The organism is Frigoribacterium sp. Leaf172 (genome assembly GCF_001424285.1).
Lineage (GTDB): Bacteria > Actinomycetota > Actinomycetes > Actinomycetales > Microbacteriaceae > Frigoribacterium.
On sequence record NZ_LMPB01000002.1, the window covers coordinates 760,539 to 776,641 of the forward strand.

A 16,103-nucleotide genomic window follows, 5' to 3' on the forward strand; every position below is an offset into this window, starting at 1 on the left:
CGTCAGGTGACGACGAGGAAGAGCGCGTAGGCCGCTGCAGCCGACGGCAGCGTGCTGTCGAGCCGATCGAGGAACCCCCCGTGACCGGGCAGCCAGGTCGAGATGTCCTTGATGCCGAGGTCGCGCTTGATCAGCGACTCGGACAGATCGCCGATCGTCGCGGTGACGATGATGACACCGCCGAGGATGAACCCGAACCACCAGGCTTCGTCGAGCATCAGCCACGAGAGCAGGATCGCCGCGATGAGACTCGCCGCGACGGAGCCGGCGAAGCCCTCCCACGTCTTCTTCGGGCTGATGCGAGGCGCCATGGGGTGCTTGCCGAACGAGAGTCCCGTGGCATACGCCCCGGTGTCCACCGCGATGACGATGATGAGCGCCGCCAGGGTCCAGTTCGCACCGTTCGGCTGAGCGGCCATGAGCGCCATGAAGCTGCCGAGGAACGCGCAGTAGATCTGCACGAACGCACCAGCACCCAGATCACGGGCCACCGAGGAGGCGCTCGTCCGGTGGGAGGGACGTGCCAGTTCGACGAGGCGCCACACCGTCACCAGGAGGATCCCGCCGAGCAGCGCGAGCCACTGCCCCTGGGCTCCGTAGAGGAACGCCGCCGGGACGATGACGACCCCCGAGAGCACGCTCGGCAGCCGCGGCACATCACGACCCGCGAACCGCAGGGCGCTCGCCAGCTCGAAGCAGAGGGACCCGATGAGTGCCGCGGCGACGATCATGAAGAACGCGGGCTCGAAGATCAGACTCACGAGCACGGCGGCGCCGAGACCGACGCCCACGCCGATGGCGGCGGGGAGGTTTCTGCCCGTGCGGGCCGTCAGCTTGTCGTTCCGGGCCCCGAGCGCGGCGCGGCGGGTGCGGAGCTGATTCTCGAGATCGTGACGCGCCGCCTGAGCGCGAGCGTCGAAGTCGGCGCGACGGCTGCCGAGTGTGGTCTTGGGGGTCGGCCCCGACCCGTCGGAACGGGGACCGTCAGGAGCGTCGCTCATCTAGACCTCGAGCAGCTCGGCTTCCTTCTTCTTCAGCGCCTCGTCGATCGAGTCGATGTACCCCTTGGTCAGGCTCTCGAGATCCTTCTCGGCACGAGCGACCTCGTCGTCGCCGACCTCGGTCTTGAGGGCGTCGAGGCTCTCCTTCGACTTGCGTCGGATGTTGCGGATCTGCACCTTGGCGTCCTCGCCCTTGCCACGCACGATCTTGACGAACTCCTTGCGGCGCTCCTGCGTCAGCTCGGGGATCGTCACACGGACGAGCGTGCCGTCGTTGGTCGGGCTGGCGCCGAGGTTCGGGAAGGTCGCGATGGCCCGCTCGATCTCTTTCAGCGCCGTCTTGTCGTACGGGGTCACGATCATCGTGCGAGCCTCGGGAACCTGCAGCGACGCCAGCTGGGCGAGCGGCGTCGGGGTCCCGTAGTAGTCGACGGGGATCTTCTGGAAGAGCGCCGGGTTGATCCGACCCGTCCGGACCTGACCGAAGTCGGTCTTGGCGGACTCAAGAGCCCGCTCCATCTTCTCGCGCGTCTCGTTCTGTACGTCGGTGATCGCCACAATGCTCCCTTGGTTCGTTGTCGAGCTTAGTCGTCAGTTGCTGACGAGGGTTCCGATGCGCTCGCCACGGATGGCGCGGGCGATGTTGCCCCCACCCTCCATGCCGAACACGTGCATGGGCATGCCGTTGTCCATGCACAGGCTGAAGGCGGTCGAGTCGACGACCTTGAGACCCTTCACCAGGGCCTCCTGATAGGTCAGCACGTCGAGTTTGACGGCCGACGGGTCGTGACGGGGGTCGGCCGAGTAGACGCCGTCGACGCCGTTCTTCGCCACGAGGACCTCGTCGGCGCCGATCTCGAGGGCGCGTTGCGCCGAGACCGTGTCGGTCGAGAAGTAGGGCAGACCGGCCCCGGCCCCGAAGATGACGACGCGCCCCTTCTCGAGGTGACGCTCGGCGCGACGGGGGATGTACGGCTCGGCGACCTGGGTCATCGAGATCGCCGACTGCACTCGCGTCTCGGCTCCGGCCTGCTCGAGGAAGTCCTGGAGGGCGAGCGCGTTCATGACGGTGCCCAGCATGCCCATGTAGTCGGCGCGCCCGCGGTCCATGCCGCGCTGGCTCAGCTCGGCGCCGCGGAAGAAGTTCCCGCCGCCGACGACGACGGCGATCTCGACGTCCTTCGCCGCGTCGGCGATCTCACGGGCGATGGCGCCCACGACGTCGGGGTTCACGCCCAGCTGCCCACCGCCGAAGGCCTCGCCCGAGAGCTTGAGAAGGACCCGTCGGCGTCCGGTGCGATCTGATGTCATCTGGGTTCTCCCTCGTTCATGGCCGAAGCCAGGTTAGCGACTCGGTGCTGGGCGCCGGTCCGCGCAGGGCGGATCGGCTGCGGACACGACGATGGGGCCTGAGACGTTCGACCGTCTCAGACCCCATCACGTTGCTGGCTAGGCGCCGACCTTGATCCGGGAGAAGCCCTGGATCTCGATGCCGGCCTGCTCGACGACCTTCGCGACCGACAGCTTGCTGTCCTTCGCGTAGGCCTGGTCGAGCAGGGCGATCTCCTTGAAGAAGCCCGTCAGGCGACCCTCGATGATCTTCGGCAGGGCGGCCTCGGGCTTGCCCTCGTTCTTGGCGGTCTCCTCGACGATGGCGCGCTCCTTGGCGACGTCGTCGGCCGGGACCTCGTCGCGCGACAGGTACGTCGGCGCGGCGAAGGCCACGTGCTGAGCGATCGAACGGGCCGTCTCGGCGTCGGAGCCGGTGTACCCGACGACCACGCCGACCTGCGGGGGCAGGTCCTTCGAGGTCTTGTGCAGGTAGATCGCGAACTCGGAGCCTTCGACGCGAGCGACCGAGCGGAGCTCGACCTTCTCGCCCATGAGGGCCGCCTCGTCGTTGACGAACGCCTCGACGGTCTGCCCGCCGATGGCGGCCGCGTTGCCCTCGGCCGCGGTGGCGGCGCCGGCCGCGGAGACGGCCTCGAGGACGGAGTCGGCCAGAGCGATGAACTTCTCGTTCTTCGCGACGAAGTCGGTCTCGCTGGCGAGCTCGATGATCGTGGCGTAGCCCGACGACGCCTTGGCGGCGACGAGTCCGGCGGTGGTCTGACGGCCTTCGCGCTTGGCGACGCCCTTCAGTCCCTTGACGCGCAGGATCTCGACGGCCTTCTCGATGTCGCCATCGGCCTCGACGAGCGCGTTCTTGCTGTCCATCATGCCCGCACCGAGGCGGTCACGGAGGGTCTTCACATCAGCGGCGGTGAAGTTTGCCATGTCTGACGTCCTTTCGTGGAGTCGGAGTGGAGAGGTGGGTTACTTCGAGTCCGCAGCGGCGGCGGCGTCGGCCGGCTCCGCAGCGGTCTCGTCGGACGCCTCGGCGACGGGCTCGGCGACCGGCTCGCCCAGGGGCTTCTCGGCGACCTGAGCATCGGCGTCGTTCTCCTCCGTGGGGAGCGACTCGGCGGCGGGAGCCGACTCGGCGGCCTTGGCCTCGCCCTGCGCGAGCAGCTCGGCCTCCCACTCGGCGAGGGGCTCGACCGGCTGGTCGGCGTCCTCGGGCTTCTGGTGACGCTGCACCAGGCCCTCGGCGGCGGCGTCGGCCACGATGCGCGTCAGCAGACCGACGGAGCGGATGGCGTCGTCGTTGCCGGGGATCGGGAAGTTGATCTCGTCGGGGTCGCAGTTGGTGTCGAGGATGCCGATGACGGGGATGCCGAGCTTCTTGGCCTCGTCGATCGCCAGGTGCTCCTTCTTGGTGTCGACGACCCAGAGCGCCGAGGGCGTCTTCGTGAGGTTGCGGATCCCGCCGAGCGTCTTGTGCAGCTTGTCGAGCTCGCGCTTCTTGATCAGGAGCTCTTTCTTGGTGAAGCCCTGAGTCGTGTCGTCGAAGTCGATGTCCTCGAGCTCCTTCATGCGAGCGAGGCGCTTCGAGACCGTCTGGAAGTTGGTCAGGAGGCCACCGAGCCACCGCTGGTTGACGAAGGGCTGTCCGACGCGGTTGGCCTGCTCGGCGATGGAGCCCTGAGCCTGCTTCTTCGTGCCGACGAAGAGGATGGTGCCGCCGTGGGCGACGGTCTCCTTGACGAAGTCGTAGGCCTTGTCGATGTAGCCGAGCGACTGCTGGAGGTCGATGATGTGGATGCCGGAGCGCTCGGCGAGGATGAATCGCTTCACCTTCGGGTTCCAGCGGCGGGTCTGGTGTCCGAAGTGGACGCCGCTGTCGAGCAGCTGGCGGATGGTGACGACGGCCATGGTCGTTCTCCTGTTTCTGGGCGCACGCGTCGGTGAGCCGGATTGTCGGTTGTCTGGACGACCGGACGGTCGCCGCTGCCTGGTGCCCGGGCGCATCACCGCCGCTCGCATCGTGAGACGCGGTCGGACCGAATGGAGATGGAGGCCGGTGGCGATCGGAGTCGGACGGACCGGCTCGCGATCGGTGCGTCCGAAGACGCACAGGGCACGCGAAGTCAGCCTGCTGAGCAGGCTGCGTGGATCATGGTAGCACCACGCGGGGTTCGACCGGCGGAGCGGCGCCTGGCCTCGCGACCCCGTCGTGCTGACACGACGAACGCCCCGGCCGGATCCCGGCCGGGGCGTTCGACGATCACGCTGCGATCAGGCGCGGGCGCCCTTCGGATCGATCGAGCCGTCGAGGGCCGAGACGCCCATCTCCTCGAGCGAACGCCCCTTCGTCTCCGGGATCTTCGCGAACACGAAGAAGAACGAGACGAGCGCGAAGAAGGCGAAGATGCCGTACGACAGCGTCAGGCTGAGGGCCGCGAGGCTCGGGAACGTCACCGTCACGATGAAGTTGGCGATCCAGTTCGCCATGCTGCCCACTCCGAGCGCGGTCGCGCGGATGCTGTTGGGGAACATCTCGCCGAGCAGCACCCACATGAGCGGTCCCCACGTGGCCCCGAAGGAGACGACGAAGAGGTTGGCCGCCACGAGGGCGACCGGACCCCAGGCGCCGGGCAGCGAGGGGTCGCCGGCGGACGTGGTCGTGGCCTGGCTGAAGGCGAGGGCGGTCACCGCGAGGCTGATGAACATGCCGACCGAACCGGTGAGCAGGAGCGGACGACGACCGACCTTGTCGACCAGCCCGATCGCGATGAACGTCACGGCGACGTTGACCACCGCGGTGATCGTGGAGATGAGGAAGGAGTCCTCCTCCTGGAATCCGACGGCCTGCCAGAGGGTGGTCGAGTAGTAGAAGATCACGTTGATGCCGACGAACTGCTGCAGGACGGCGAGGATGATGCCGACCCAGACGATGGGCTGCAGCCCGAAGCGCTTGCCGCGGATGGACGACTTGGTCTCGAGGTCGGCCTCGGTCTTGATCGAGTCGGTGATCTCCTTCAGGCTCGTGTCGACCGTCTCGGTCGGGACGATGCTCTCGAGGACCTCGCGCGCCTCCTTCTCGCGCCCTTCGCCCGCGAGGTACCGGGGCGACTCGGGCAGACGCCAGGCCAGCACGCCGTAGACGACCGACGGCACGACGCCGACGAGGAACATCCAGCGCCAGGCGGCCAGGCCGAACAGCGACGGCTCCGAGGCGCCGCCGGCGGAGACGGCGAACAGCTGATCGGAGAGCAGGGCGACGAAGATGCCGAGCGTGATCGCGAGCTGCTGGAACGAGGCGAGCCGGCCGCGGATGGCCTTGGGCGAGACCTCGCTGATGTAGGCCGGGGCGATGACCGACGCGATGCCGATCCCCAGACCGCCGATGACGCGCCAGAGCACGAGATCCCAGACGGCGAAGGCCGCGGCGGCGCCGATCGAGCTGATGAGGAACAGGGCCGCGCCGATCAGCATGACCTTGATGCGCCCCATCCTGTCGGCGAGACGACCGGCCACGTAGGCGCCGATCGCGCAGCCGATGAGGGCCGAGGCGACGGCGAAGCCCGAGGCGAACTCGGTCAGGCCGAACTCGTCGGTGATGGACTGGACGGCCCCGTTGATGACGGAGGAGTCGAATCCGAAGAGGAAGCCGCCCACGGCCGCCGCGACGGCGAGCGCCGTCACCCGTCTGTTCAGCTTCCTGGTCTCTGCTGACTCTGCTGTCGAGTTCGACACGGTTCTCCTTCTGGCTCGGAGGAGAGGGGCCGTGCCTCGTCTCCCCCACAACGTCGTGCACCGGATTTCCGTGCACCGGTGAACGATACGCCTCGGCCGCACGAGGTGCACGCTCGGCAGAATTCGGCGATGCGCCGCTCTCCCCCGCCCCCAGCACGCCGCTCGCGGCTCGCCGTCGTGGGCCGCCCCTCGGGTACGCCGACTCGATGGGCGATCGTCGGCTCCCTCGCGGTCTCCGCCTGCCTCGTCGCAGGTGTCGCACCCGAACCCGCTGGGGCGGCGCGTGGCGACGGGACCTCTCGAGCCGTCTGGTCGTGGCCGGTGGCCCCGCCGCATCCCGTCGTCCGGCCCTTCGCGGCGCCGGAGCACGCCTGGTCTCCCGGGCATCGGGGCATCGACATCGGCGCCGCGCCGGGCACGCCGGTGACGGCGCCGGACGACGGGGTGGTGCGGTTCGCCGGCACGGTCGTCGATCGGCCGGTCCTCTCGATCACGCACGCCGACGGCGTGGTCAGCAGTCTCGAGCCGGTGACCAGCGACCTGTCCTCCGGCGAGGCGGTGTCCCGCGGCTCGACGGTGGGCATCGTCGTCGCCGGGCACTCGAGCGACGCCGACGCGGTCCATCTGGGGGCCCGGATCGACGGCGAGTACGTCTCGCCTCTGCTGATGCTCGGGGGCGGACGGCCGTCGGTGCTGCTGCCGACGCGGCCGATCGGCTGATCTGCCGACCGTCAGGCGCGGGGGTGCGCGGATCGATAGCTCTCGCGCAGCCTCTCGGTCGAGACGTGCGTGTAGATCTGCGTGGTGCCGAGACTGGCATGCCCGAGCAGCTCCTGCACGGCGCGGAGATCGGCGCCGCCGTCGAGCAGATGGGTCGCCGCGGTGTGCCGCAGGGAGTGCGGGCCCGCCGGGCCCGTCCCCGGGATGTCCCCGAGGAGGCGCGCCACGAGTCGGTGGACGGCTCGCGTCCCGAGGCGGGCACCCCCCGAACCGACGAAGAAGGCCGCCGTCGGGGGTGCGTCCGCGCCCGCCACGAGACGCGGCCGGGCGAGCTCGACGTACCGACCGAGAGCCTCCGCCGCGGGCACGCCGAAAGGCACGACCCGCTGCCTGCCGCCCTTTCCGGTGACCCTCACCGTCAGACGCCCCAGATCGACGTCGTCGACATCGGCGCCGACGAGTTCGGACACCCGGAGTCCGGAGCCGTAGAGGAGCTCGACGACGGCGAGGTCGCGACGCGCACCGGCGTCGTCTCCCTCGGCGCGGACCGCGAGCGACCGGAGGATCCCCTCGACCTGCGGCTCGGTCAGGACCCGGGGCAGTCGGCTCTCGGCCTTCGGCGCACGCAGACGCACCCCCTGGTCGATCGGCGTCCGACCGGTCTCCTCCAGCCACCGGGTGAACGCCCGGACGCTCGCCGACCGCCGCGCCAGCGTCGACCGTGCGAGGCCCGCCCGCATGCCCCGGTAGAGCCACTCGCGGAGGAGGTCGAGATCGAGGTCCCCGTGGTCGGGCTCCCGTCCGAGACGGGTCACGGCGAAGGCCGTCAACTCGGCGAGATCGGACCGGTACGAACGGATCGTGTGCTCGCTGAGACCGCGTCCGTGCCGCAGATGCTCCACGAAGAGTGCGACGTCGATCATCCCGACAGAGTAGTCACCGAGGGGCGGACGGCTCAGTCGACGTGGCCGTGCCGGTGGCGACGTCCGCCCCCTCTCCGGCGGCCGGAGCCAGATCGCGGATCCTCTTCGCCGGCACCCCCGCGTAGAGGCCGTGGGACCTCAGCCTCCCCGCGACCACCGCGCCCGCGGCGACGACGACGTCGTCCTCGATGACGGCCCCGGGGAGGATCGTCGCCCGAGCACCGATCCAGACCCGTTCGCCGATGACGACGGGACGCCCGGTCGACCGCGGGCTCCAGGCGCCCGCGGACGACAGCTCGTGGTGGCTCGTCACGATCATGACCTCCATGCCGAGGGCGCTGTCACGGCCTATGCCGACCGGTGCGAGCGCTTCGATGAAGACGCTCCGGTTCAGGTACGCGCTGTGGCCGATCGTGAGGTTCTTCGGGCTGCCCACCAGGGTGAAGCCCCCGCCGGGGCCCGACTCCACCGCCGCCCCCGCGGCCACGAGCAGGAGTCGCCTGGCGGTGCGGGGCATGAGCGCCGAGCCCACGAGTCGGGAGAACACGATGTGCTCGAGGCCGGACGAGACGTCCTCCCGGAGGGTGCGCACGAACCGGCGTGCGGGAGTGGCGTCGGATGGGCCGGACGACGTCATGGCGGGTCCTGTCGGGATGAGGCGGGTGAGACGACCGCACGATCGCCGGGGATCCTCTCGGTCCCCCTCTGCGGGACCATAGGGTGCCGGGCCGCCGCGGACAAGTCGTGACGCGATCCCTCGGTCATCGCGTCGCCCCGGGTCATCCCGGCGGAGGCGACCGGCGCCATCCCGAGGGCGCCCGTGTCACGAGGCCCTCGTCCTCCATCTCGGCGAGGAGCCCCCGCGTCCGGGCCGTCGACAGGCCGCTGGCGATGGAAGCCTCGTCGGTGCCCCGGTCGACCCTCGTGCTCAGAGCATCGAGCAGGCGGACGCGCTCGGGGTCGTCTCGAGCGGGAGAGGCGCCCGCGTCGGCCAGGCTCCGCCCGGGGATCAGTTCGACGACGTCGGCGGCCGTCGTGACGCAGACCCCGAGTCCCGAGCGGATGAGCGCATGGCAGCCGACCGACGACGGCGACGTGACCGGTCCGGGTACGGCGCCGACGGGCCTGCCCAGCGCCTGCGCGTGGGCCGCGGTGTTCAGCGCACCGGACCTCCGCCCCGCCTCGACGACCACCGAGACCGCGGACAGCGCGGCGATCACCCGATTCCTCTGCAGGAACCTCCACTTGCTCGGCGTGCTGCCGCAGGGCGACTCCGAGACGAGCAGCCCGCGTTCGACGACCGCCCGCAGCAGAGCGTCGTGGCCGGTGGGATAGAACCGGTCGACTCCCCCCGCCATGACGGCGACCGTCGGCGCATCGGCGGCCAGGGCCGCCCGGTGCGCCATCCCGTCGATGCCGTAGGCCCCTCCGGAGACGATGCAGAAGCCGCGATCGGCCAATGCGCTGCCGAGGTCGGCGGCGACCTGCTCGCCGTAGGCGGTCGAGGCGCGGCACCCCACGACGGCGACGGCCGACGTCAACTCCGGCAGCTCGGCGGCGCCCCGCAGCCACAACGCGGCCGGAGCGTGGTCGCCGAGGTCGTCGAAGGCCGGTGGCCAGCCGTCGTCGCCGGGGACGACGAGACGGAGGCCGAGCGCGGTGGCGGCCCGGAAGGACGACAGGATGCGCGTGTGGGTCGTCCGCGGAGCCCACCGCGAGAGGGCCCGCGCGATCCGCCGGTCATCGACCTCCGCGGGGTCGACGCCCTCGTTCCGCAGCGCCGACCCGAGCAGCGACGGCTCGGTGACCGCGTCGCGTCGATCGAGCGACTCGAGGACCAGGCGCAGGGCCACCGCCGGCCCCAGGACCCGTCGCGCCAGACCGCCCACGACGTCACCGGGTTCGACGACGGCCGACCAGGCGCCCAGAGCGAAGGCGTCGACGGCACGGTCGGCACCGGGGCGGAGCGGGGCGACGAGATCCGCCAGATCGGCGGTCGAGACCGTCAGCAGCCCGTTCACACCGACCTCCGGAGTCCGAGGGCGCCCAGGACGTGCGATCGCTCGGGGCGGTCGGCCCCGTCGAGATCGGCGAGCGTCCACGAGACCCTCAGGACCCGGTCGTAGCCGCGCATCGTGAGGGCGCCCGTCTCGAGGGCCCGGTCGGCGGGGAGGCTGACGCCCACGGGCAGTCGGTTGCCCCGGTCGCGCAGCCACGTGCCCGGCACCTCGGAGTTCAGCCGCCACGGGGTCTCGGCGAGCCGCCCCGCCGCCCGAGCCCGCGCCTCCTCGACGAGACGGCGCGCGTCGGCCGTGGTGGTCCGCTCGACCTGCTCGGACAGACGGAAGACCGCGGAGCTGATGCGCGCTACGCGCAGCTGCAGATCGATGCGGTCGACGAGAGGTCCCGAGAGCTTCGCCAGGTACCGCCGTCGCTGGTGCGGTGAGCACTCGCAGTCGCCGTCGCGCGTGCCGTACTGACCGCACGGACACGGGTTGGCCGCGGCCACGAGCTGGAAGCGGGCGGGGAAGCGCGCTACGGCTCTCGACCGGTGGACCACGGCCTCGCCGGACTCCAGGGGCTGCCGCAGGCAGTCCAGCACCGATCGGGAGAACTCCGGCGCCTCGTCGAGGAAGAGGACGCCCCGCGTCGCCCGCGAGGCGGCACCGGGACGGATGACGGCGCTGCCGCCGCCGATCAGCGAGGCGGCGCTGCAGGTGTGATGCGGGCTCTCGAACGGCGGACGATGATCGAGACCCCCGACGACCGGCCGCCCCGCCAGCGACCGCACGCTGCCGACCTCGAGGGCCGCATCGAGGTCGAGGTCGGGGAGGATGCCGGGAAGACGCGAGGCCAGCATGGTCTTGCCCGCGCCGGGCGGACCGACCATCAGGAGATGATGGCCGCCGGCCGCCGCGACGATCAGCGCCTGCACGGCGTCCGAGTTGCCCACGACGTCTGCGAGATCAGGGCGCCGGCCGTCGTCGGACCCCGGCCCGGCGGGCGGACGAGGCCGCACGATGACGTCGACGGGCTCCGGCTCGAGCTCGGCGCCATGCCAGATGGCCGCGTCGCGGAGACCCGCCACCGCCACGACCCGGATGTCGGGGACCAGCGACGCCTCGTCGGCGTTGTCGCTCGGCACCATGACCGTGACGGCCCCCGCCCGCCTCGCCGCGAGGACGGCGGGCAGGACGCCGTCGACGGGCCGCAGCCTGCCGTCGAGACCCAGCTCGCCCAGGTGCACCACACGCGCCACGGAATCGGCCGAGACCAGATCGGCCGCCGCCAAGGCCGCGACGGCGATCGCGAGGTCGAACGAGGACCCCTGCTTGGGCAGGGACGCCGGCGAGAGGTTGACCGTCAGCTTGCGGGTCGGCAGCGCGCAGCCGGAGTTCGTCGCGGCCGCTCGCACGCGGTCGCGGGCCTCGCCGAGCGACGTGTCGGGCAGCCCGATGATCATGAACGCCGGAAGCCCCTGCCCCATGTCGGCCTCGACCTCGACGAGCGCCCCGTCGAGCCCGAGCAGGGAGACCGCTCGGGTCCGACCGATGCTCACGAGCCGGCCCCGCGCACGTGCTCGATGCGCTCGTGACCGTGGCACCTCTCGACCGTGATGCCGACGACGTCGATCCGCAGCCCCCGGCCTCTGCCGGGATGCGCTCTGCTCCACACGACGGCCAGTCGCCGGAGCCGCGCGAGCTTGGCCGCGGTGACCGCCTCGAGCGCGTGCCCGTACCCCGCGCCCGACCTCGTCTTGACCTCGACGACCACGACGTCGTCGCCGTCGAGGGCGACGAGATCGATCTCGCCCTCGGCGCAGCGCCAGTTGCGCTCGAGCACGCGCATCCCCTGCGCCTCGATCCATTCGGCGGCCACGTCTTCGCCGCGCCGCCCCAGTTCGTCCTTCTTCGCCATGTCGGCCTCCTCGACGAGAAGGCTGGCGGAGCAGGACCCGAGGTCGTGGGGACTCGGACGGCACCTGGGGATGGTCCGGGCGGTCGCCGTACCGGGGAGGGACGGATCCCTCGGGTGCTACTCGTCGAGCGCCAGCTCTTTGGGGAGCTCGAGGTCGCGGGCGGTCAGCTCTTCGACGTTCACGTCTTTGAACGTGAGCACACGGACCGACTTGACGAAGCGGTCGGAGCGGTAGACGTCCCAGACCCAGACGTCGGTCATGCTCAACTCGAAGTAGAAGTCGTGCTCGGTGTCGCGACGGACGAGCTCGACCTCGTTGGCGAGGTAGAACCGGCGCTCCGTCTCGACCACGTATCGGAACTGCGACACCACGTCGCGGTACTCGCGGTACAACGCGAGCTCGACCTCGCGGTCGTAGTCTTCGAACTCGTCTTCGTCCATCGAGGAGCCATCTTACGCGGCATCCGGGACGACGACCGCCCCGGCACCACGGGCCTCAGTGGAGCCAGGTCACGCGATGCAGGGGCGAGGGGCCCAGCTCGGCAAGAGCGCCGAAATGCGCAGACGAACCGTAGCCCTTGTTCCCCGACCACCCGTAGCCGGGGTGGACGCCGTCCGCCTCGATCATCAGCCGGTCGCGCTCGACCTTGGCGATGACCGACGCCGCCGCGACCGAGGCGCAGTCCCGATCCGCCTTGACCCTCGTCGTGATGCGGGGCGGGGTGGCCAGCTGCGGCGACAGGTAGTCGTGGTTGCCGTCGAGGACGACCACGGAGCGCATGATCCCGACGCCCTGATGGTGCAGGGCCGTGAGGGCGCGACGCCCGGCGAGTCCGAGCGCTGCGACGATGCCGAGCTCGTCCACCTCGTGCGCCTCGGCGAAGCCCACCGCGTGGTGGGAGACCCAGGCGGTCGCGAGCGGATACAGGACCTCACGCCGCTTCTCGGACAGGAGCTTCGAATCCCGGAGACCGACGGGCATGTCGACGCAATCGACCGGCACGGCGCCGAGGCCGACCGCGACGGGGCCGGCGATGGCCCCACGCCCCACCTCGTCGCAGCCGATGACCCAGGAGGCGCCCCCCGCGTGCAGCTCCCGCTCGACGTCGAGGGTGGGATCGACGACCGCCATCACTCGCCCTCGCGTTCCGTGCCGCGGAAGACCTCGGGGTGGTCGTCGAGCCACTGCCACCGGGTGGAGGGCCAGCTGACGACGAAGGCGCGACCCACGACGTCGCTCAGGGGCACGAATCCCCTGCTCGGCGTCGAGCCGTTGTACCGGCTGTCTTTCGAGTTGTACCTGTTGTCGCCCATCACCCAGAGGGAGTCCGGCGGGACCGTCACCGAGAAGTCGTCTCCGGAGACCCGGGCCTCGCCCTCGGGCTTCAGCACGTACGGCTCGGTGAGCGGGACGCCGTTGACGGACATCTGCCCGAAGTCGTTGCAGCAGGCGACCGTGTCACCGGGCAGCCCGATGACCCGTTTGATCAGATGGTCGTTGCTGTCGCGGGTGCCGAGGCCGATCTGCGTGAGGAACCACGCGGCGCCGTCGGTGACGGGGTTGCCGGAGGTCGTCGTCACGGGAGCCGTGCCGTCGAGCCACCCGCCCGGGTCCGTGAAGACGATGATGTCGCCTCGCTGGACGTCGACGACGTCGGGCACGAGCTCGTTCACGATGATGCGGTCGTCGATCTGCAGCGTGTTCTCCATCGACCCGGAGGGGATGTAGAAGGAGCGGATCAGGAAGGTCTTGACCAGGAAGGAGATCAGCAGCGCGATCACGAAGATGACCAGGATGTCCCGGAGGAAGATGGCGAGGCCTCGGGGGCGGCCACCGCCCCGGGAGGGACGCGGACGACGCCGATGTGAAGATGTGTTGTCTGTCATTTAACCGCCCGAGCTCTCCGCCATCGTATACGGCGGGGAGCTCGGGGATGTTCTCAGGAGGCGATCAGTTGTCGCGCTTCTCCTTGATCTTGGCCTTCTTGCCGCGCAGCTCGCGCAGGTAGTACAGCTTGGCGCGGCGCACGTCGCCGCGGCTCACGATCTCGATGTGATCGATGACCGGCGAGTGGACGGGGAAGGTGCGCTCGACACCGACCTGGAAGCTGACCTTGCGGACCGTGAACGTCTCGCGGACGCCCTCGTTCTGCTTGCCGATGACGACACCCTGGAAGACCTGGACGCGCGAGCGCGTGCCTTCGATGATGTTGACGTGCACCTTGACGGTGTCGCCCGCACGGAAGTCGGGGATGTCCGTGCGCAGGCTTGCGGAGTCAACCGCGTCGAGGATGTGCATAGTCGTTCGCTCTCTGCAACCGCCACAGGTCGACTGCCGTTCGTGGTGGGAGACCACCGATTCGTGATGAAGAGGATGTGCGCTGAGATGGCAGACTCCCCTGTGGCAGAGTCGTGCGCAGGCACGAAGATCAAGTGTGCCACAGGCCGGAGGCCCCGCGCTACAGAGGGCCGGTCCGCATCAGGGACGACGGGGCCCGTCGTCGGTGCGCGTCTCGATGCGGATGACCGGGCCGTCGCCGCGGGCCGAGCCGGACGAGGCGGCGTCGGGCCAGGGCGTCGACGGCCGTCGCGCACCGGCCTGGGCCACGCCGATGCCGGCGACCCGGTCGAGTTCCGCCATCGAGGCTGCCACCCGCCGACCGGTCTCGCGGAGCAGCTGCCACCCGCCGGAGACGACGAGGGCGATCACCGACGCGATGGTCAGCACCGACGCCAGGGCCGAGAGCGCGGTCGAGAGATCGAGGTCGCCGCCGGTGGCGGCGGTGAATCCCGAGGCGGCCCCCGCTCCCGACGAACGATCGACGAGGAAGAACCCGAGGGCGAGCTGGGCGAGCCAGGCCGCGACGAGCAGTCCGGCGTCGAGCCACGAGACGGCCCTGCTCGACCGCACGCTGCGGCGAGCGACGATCAGCCCGGCGGCGACGACGTGGCCCGCGAAGAGCAGGGGGACGAGGAGCACCTGCCCGACGAACTGCAGACCCAGCGGCGCCCCGAAGAACGCACGGCCGAGCAGGACCCACAGGGGCAGGACGAAGACCAGGGGCCAGAGGAGGCGGAAGAGGATTCGGCGCGTCGTCATGCCCACCAGGGTACGAGAGGGAGGACGCGAGTCCGCTGCATCATCGGGATCACCCCGGCGAGGGAGATCAGTCGAGGAGGTCCGGACGGACGCGACGAGTGCGCTCGAGCTGCTGGAGGTGACGCCACTCGGCGATCGCGCCGTGGTTGCCGCTCAGCAGGACCGGCGGCACGTCGAGGCCCCGCCACGATGCCGGCTTCGTGTAGCTCGGGTACTCGAGCAGCCCGTTCTCGTGGCTCTCTTCCGTCAGGCTGGCGGGGTTGCCGACCATCCCCGGGACGAGTCGACCGATGGCCTCGATCATCGCGACGACGGCGACCTCGCCGCCGTTCAGCACGTAGTCGCCGAGGCTGATCTCGCGGACGGAGACGCGCGTCGCGGCGTGGTCGACGACCCTCTGGTCGATGCCCTCGTAGCGGCCGCACGTGAAGACGAGATGCGGTTCGAGCGCGAGCTCGCGCGCGACGGCCTGGGTGAACGGGGTCCCGGCCGGGGACGGGACGATCATCGTGGTGGTCTCGGGCGTCGCCTCGTCGCCGAGGACGTGATCGAGCGCGTCTCCCCACGGCTCGGCTCGCATCACCATGCCGGCGCCCCCGCCGTAGGGGGTGTCGTCGACCGTCCGGTGACGATCGTGCGTGAAGTCGCGCAGATCGTGCACCGCGACGTCGAGGAGGCCCTGCTGGCGCGCCTTGCCGATCAGCGAGATGTCGAGCACCCCGAAGAACTCGGGGAAGATCGACACGATGTCGATGCGCACGATCAGACCTCGTCGGTCGTGTTCGCGTCGCCGTCGGTCGGGCCGTCCGTGTCGGCGTCGACGAGCTCCTCGAAGAGCCCGGCGGGAGGCGTCACGACGACGACCCCGGCCTCGATGTCGACCGACGGGACGAGCGCCGAGACGAACGGCACCAGCACCTCGCCGGAGGGGGTGGCGACGGCCAGGAGGTCCTGAGCGGGAAGGTGGTCGATCCGCGCGACCGTTCCGACGGGGACCCCGTCGCGCTCGACCCGGAGACCGATGAGCTGGTGGTGGTACCAGGCGTCGTCTTCGTCGGGGAGCTCGGTGAGGTCCTGATCGACCCAGAGGATGGCCTTGACGAGCGACTCGGCGCCGGTGCGGTCGAGGACGCCCTCGAAGAAGCCGACGGGATGCCCGTTGTACCAGCGCAGCTCGGCCAGGGTCAGGGTCTTGCCGTGCCACTCGCTGGTCTCGGGGACCTGGAGGGTGAACTCGGCACCCGGGACGAAGCGCGTCTCAGGGGTGTCGGTGAAGAGCTCGAGCTTGAGGGCGCCCTTGAGCCCGTGGGGCTTCGTCAGGCGCCCGACCCGCAGCTGCGTGGTGTCTTCGGTGCTCACGGG

At 70.4% G+C, this 16,103-nt stretch carries 19 protein-coding genes; 1 reads left to right on the top strand and 18 read right to left on the bottom strand.

Going from position 1 to position 16,103, the window contains the following annotated elements; all coding sequences use genetic code 11:
* Positions 1 to 2: 2 nt before the first annotated feature.
* From ASF89_RS09820 to ASF89_RS09845, 6 genes are all read right to left on the bottom strand, one after another.
* Complete coding sequence (locus tag ASF89_RS09820; RefSeq protein ID WP_082475100.1) at positions 3 to 1,001, bottom strand: phosphatidate cytidylyltransferase; 999 nt, start codon at positions 999 to 1,001, stop codon at positions 3 to 5.
* Entirely contained in the window at positions 1,002 to 1,520 is a 519-nt protein-coding gene (frr, locus tag ASF89_RS09825; protein ID WP_055798304.1) for a ribosome recycling factor, read from the bottom strand.
* 72 nt (positions 1,521 to 1,592) lie between these two features.
* The gene (gene pyrH, locus ASF89_RS09830; RefSeq protein WP_055796459.1) at positions 1,593 to 2,312 is read right to left on the bottom strand and encodes a UMP kinase; all 720 of its coding nucleotides are present in this window, start codon (positions 2,310 to 2,312) and stop codon (positions 1,593 to 1,595) included.
* Between the two features lie 138 nt (positions 2,313 to 2,450).
* Positions 2,451 to 3,278 (bottom strand): translation elongation factor Ts, encoded by an 828-nt coding sequence (gene tsf, locus ASF89_RS09835; protein WP_055814199.1) that lies wholly within the window; start codon positions 3,276 to 3,278, stop codon positions 2,451 to 2,453.
* Positions 3,279 to 3,317: 39 nt separating this feature from the next.
* The gene (gene rpsB, locus ASF89_RS09840) at positions 3,318 to 4,256 is read right to left on the bottom strand and encodes a 30S ribosomal protein S2 (RefSeq protein WP_055796453.1); all 939 of its coding nucleotides are present in this window, start codon (positions 4,254 to 4,256) and stop codon (positions 3,318 to 3,320) included.
* A gap of 363 nt (positions 4,257 to 4,619) precedes the next feature.
* On the bottom strand, positions 4,620 to 6,080 hold the full coding sequence (locus tag ASF89_RS09845) for a sugar porter family MFS transporter (RefSeq protein WP_055796450.1): 1,461 nt from the start codon (positions 6,078 to 6,080) through the stop codon (positions 4,620 to 4,622).
* A 129-nt stretch (positions 6,081 to 6,209) separates the two neighbouring features.
* Here ASF89_RS09845 and ASF89_RS09850 point away from each other — a divergent pair, with 129 nt between their 5' ends.
* Positions 6,210 to 6,800: a murein hydrolase activator EnvC gene (locus ASF89_RS09850; RefSeq protein WP_082475098.1), complete on the top strand. Its 591-nt coding sequence runs from the start codon at positions 6,210 to 6,212 to the stop codon at positions 6,798 to 6,800.
* 11 nt (positions 6,801 to 6,811) lie between these two features.
* Here ASF89_RS09850 and ASF89_RS09855 read toward each other — a convergent pair whose 3' ends face one another.
* From ASF89_RS09855 to rimM, 12 genes are all read right to left on the bottom strand, one after another.
* Positions 6,812 to 7,723, bottom strand: a complete 912-nt coding sequence (locus tag ASF89_RS09855) for a tyrosine recombinase XerC (RefSeq protein WP_055814200.1) — start codon at positions 7,721 to 7,723, stop codon at positions 6,812 to 6,814.
* 13 nt (positions 7,724 to 7,736) lie between these two features.
* Positions 7,737 to 8,360, bottom strand: a complete 624-nt coding sequence (locus ASF89_RS09860) for a DapH/DapD/GlmU-related protein (RefSeq protein ID WP_055814203.1) — start codon at positions 8,358 to 8,360, stop codon at positions 7,737 to 7,739.
* Between the two features lie 142 nt (positions 8,361 to 8,502).
* The gene (gene dprA / locus ASF89_RS09865) at positions 8,503 to 9,744 is read right to left on the bottom strand and encodes a DNA-processing protein DprA (protein WP_055814205.1); all 1,242 of its coding nucleotides are present in this window, start codon (positions 9,742 to 9,744) and stop codon (positions 8,503 to 8,505) included.
* Positions 9,741 to 11,282 carry a YifB family Mg chelatase-like AAA ATPase gene (locus tag ASF89_RS09870; protein WP_055814208.1) on the bottom strand — a complete coding sequence of 514 codons (1,542 nt, stop codon included), beginning with the start codon at positions 11,280 to 11,282 and terminating at the stop codon, positions 9,741 to 9,743. The genes dprA and ASF89_RS09870 overlap by 4 nt, the downstream gene beginning before the upstream one ends.
* On the bottom strand, positions 11,279 to 11,641 hold the full coding sequence (locus ASF89_RS09875) for a YraN family protein (RefSeq protein ID WP_055814211.1): 363 nt from the start codon (positions 11,639 to 11,641) through the stop codon (positions 11,279 to 11,281). The genes ASF89_RS09870 and ASF89_RS09875 overlap by 4 nt, the downstream gene beginning before the upstream one ends.
* Before the next feature lie 117 nt (positions 11,642 to 11,758).
* The gene (locus ASF89_RS09880; protein WP_055796429.1) at positions 11,759 to 12,082 is read right to left on the bottom strand and encodes a DUF2469 family protein; all 324 of its coding nucleotides are present in this window, start codon (positions 12,080 to 12,082) and stop codon (positions 11,759 to 11,761) included.
* A 55-nt stretch (positions 12,083 to 12,137) separates the two neighbouring features.
* The gene (locus tag ASF89_RS09885) at positions 12,138 to 12,773 is read right to left on the bottom strand and encodes a ribonuclease HII (protein ID WP_055814214.1); all 636 of its coding nucleotides are present in this window, start codon (positions 12,771 to 12,773) and stop codon (positions 12,138 to 12,140) included.
* On the bottom strand, positions 12,773 to 13,528 hold the full coding sequence (gene lepB / locus ASF89_RS09890; RefSeq protein ID WP_055814217.1) for a signal peptidase I: 756 nt from the start codon (positions 13,526 to 13,528) through the stop codon (positions 12,773 to 12,775). The genes ASF89_RS09885 and lepB overlap by 1 nt, the downstream gene beginning before the upstream one ends.
* A gap of 64 nt (positions 13,529 to 13,592) precedes the next feature.
* Positions 13,593 to 13,940, bottom strand: coding sequence for a 50S ribosomal protein L19 (rplS, locus tag ASF89_RS09895; protein WP_055796420.1), 348 nt, complete (start codon positions 13,938 to 13,940; stop codon positions 13,593 to 13,595).
* A gap of 180 nt (positions 13,941 to 14,120) precedes the next feature.
* Positions 14,121 to 14,741 (bottom strand): hypothetical protein, encoded by a 621-nt coding sequence (locus ASF89_RS09900; protein WP_156463366.1) that lies wholly within the window; start codon positions 14,739 to 14,741, stop codon positions 14,121 to 14,123.
* 67 nt (positions 14,742 to 14,808) lie between these two features.
* On the bottom strand, positions 14,809 to 15,501 hold the full coding sequence (gene trmD, locus ASF89_RS09905; protein WP_055796414.1) for a tRNA (guanosine(37)-N1)-methyltransferase TrmD: 693 nt from the start codon (positions 15,499 to 15,501) through the stop codon (positions 14,809 to 14,811).
* Positions 15,502 to 15,503: 2 nt separating this feature from the next.
* Positions 15,504 to 16,100 carry a ribosome maturation factor RimM gene (gene rimM, locus ASF89_RS09910; RefSeq protein ID WP_055814223.1) on the bottom strand — a complete coding sequence of 199 codons (597 nt, stop codon included), beginning with the start codon at positions 16,098 to 16,100 and terminating at the stop codon, positions 15,504 to 15,506.
* Positions 16,101 to 16,103: the final 3 nt, after the last annotated feature.

What these genes read in the sequence shown, in the direction of transcription:
- ASF89_RS09820 (WP_082475100.1), bottom strand. Translation starts at nt 1,001, where the DNA reads ATGAGCGACGCTCCTGACGGTCCCCGTTCCGACGGGTCGGGGCCGACC.
- frr (WP_055798304.1), bottom strand. Translation starts at nt 1,520, where the DNA reads ATGGAGCGGGCTCTTGAGTCCGCCAAGACCGACTTCGGTCAGGTCCGG.
- pyrH (WP_055796459.1), bottom strand. Translation starts at nt 2,312, where the DNA reads ATGACATCAGATCGCACCGGACGCCGACGGGTCCTTCTCAAGCTCTCG.
- tsf (WP_055814199.1), bottom strand. Translation starts at nt 3,278, where the DNA reads ATGGCAAACTTCACCGCCGCTGATGTGAAGACCCTCCGTGACCGCCTC.
- rpsB (WP_055796453.1), bottom strand. Translation starts at nt 4,256, where the DNA reads ATGGCCGTCGTCACCATCCGCCAGCTGCTCGACAGCGGCGTCCACTTC.
- ASF89_RS09850 (WP_082475098.1), top strand. Translation starts at nt 6,210, where the DNA reads ATGCGCCGCTCTCCCCCGCCCCCAGCACGCCGCTCGCGGCTCGCCGTC.
- ASF89_RS09855 (WP_055814200.1), bottom strand. Translation starts at nt 7,723, where the DNA reads ATGATCGACGTCGCACTCTTCGTGGAGCATCTGCGGCACGGACGCGGT.
- ASF89_RS09860 (WP_055814203.1), bottom strand. Translation starts at nt 8,360, where the DNA reads ATGACGTCGTCCGGCCCATCCGACGCCACTCCCGCACGCCGGTTCGTG.
- ASF89_RS09875 (WP_055814211.1), bottom strand. Translation starts at nt 11,641, where the DNA reads ATGGCGAAGAAGGACGAACTGGGGCGGCGCGGCGAAGACGTGGCCGCC.
- ASF89_RS09880 (WP_055796429.1), bottom strand. Translation starts at nt 12,082, where the DNA reads ATGGACGAAGACGAGTTCGAAGACTACGACCGCGAGGTCGAGCTCGCG.
- ASF89_RS09885 (WP_055814214.1), bottom strand. Translation starts at nt 12,773, where the DNA reads ATGGCGGTCGTCGATCCCACCCTCGACGTCGAGCGGGAGCTGCACGCG.
- lepB (WP_055814217.1), bottom strand. Translation starts at nt 13,528, where the DNA reads ATGACAGACAACACATCTTCACATCGGCGTCGTCCGCGTCCCTCCCGG.
- rplS (WP_055796420.1), bottom strand. Translation starts at nt 13,940, where the DNA reads ATGCACATCCTCGACGCGGTTGACTCCGCAAGCCTGCGCACGGACATC.
- ASF89_RS09900 (WP_156463366.1), bottom strand. Translation starts at nt 14,741, where the DNA reads ATGACGACGCGCCGAATCCTCTTCCGCCTCCTCTGGCCCCTGGTCTTC.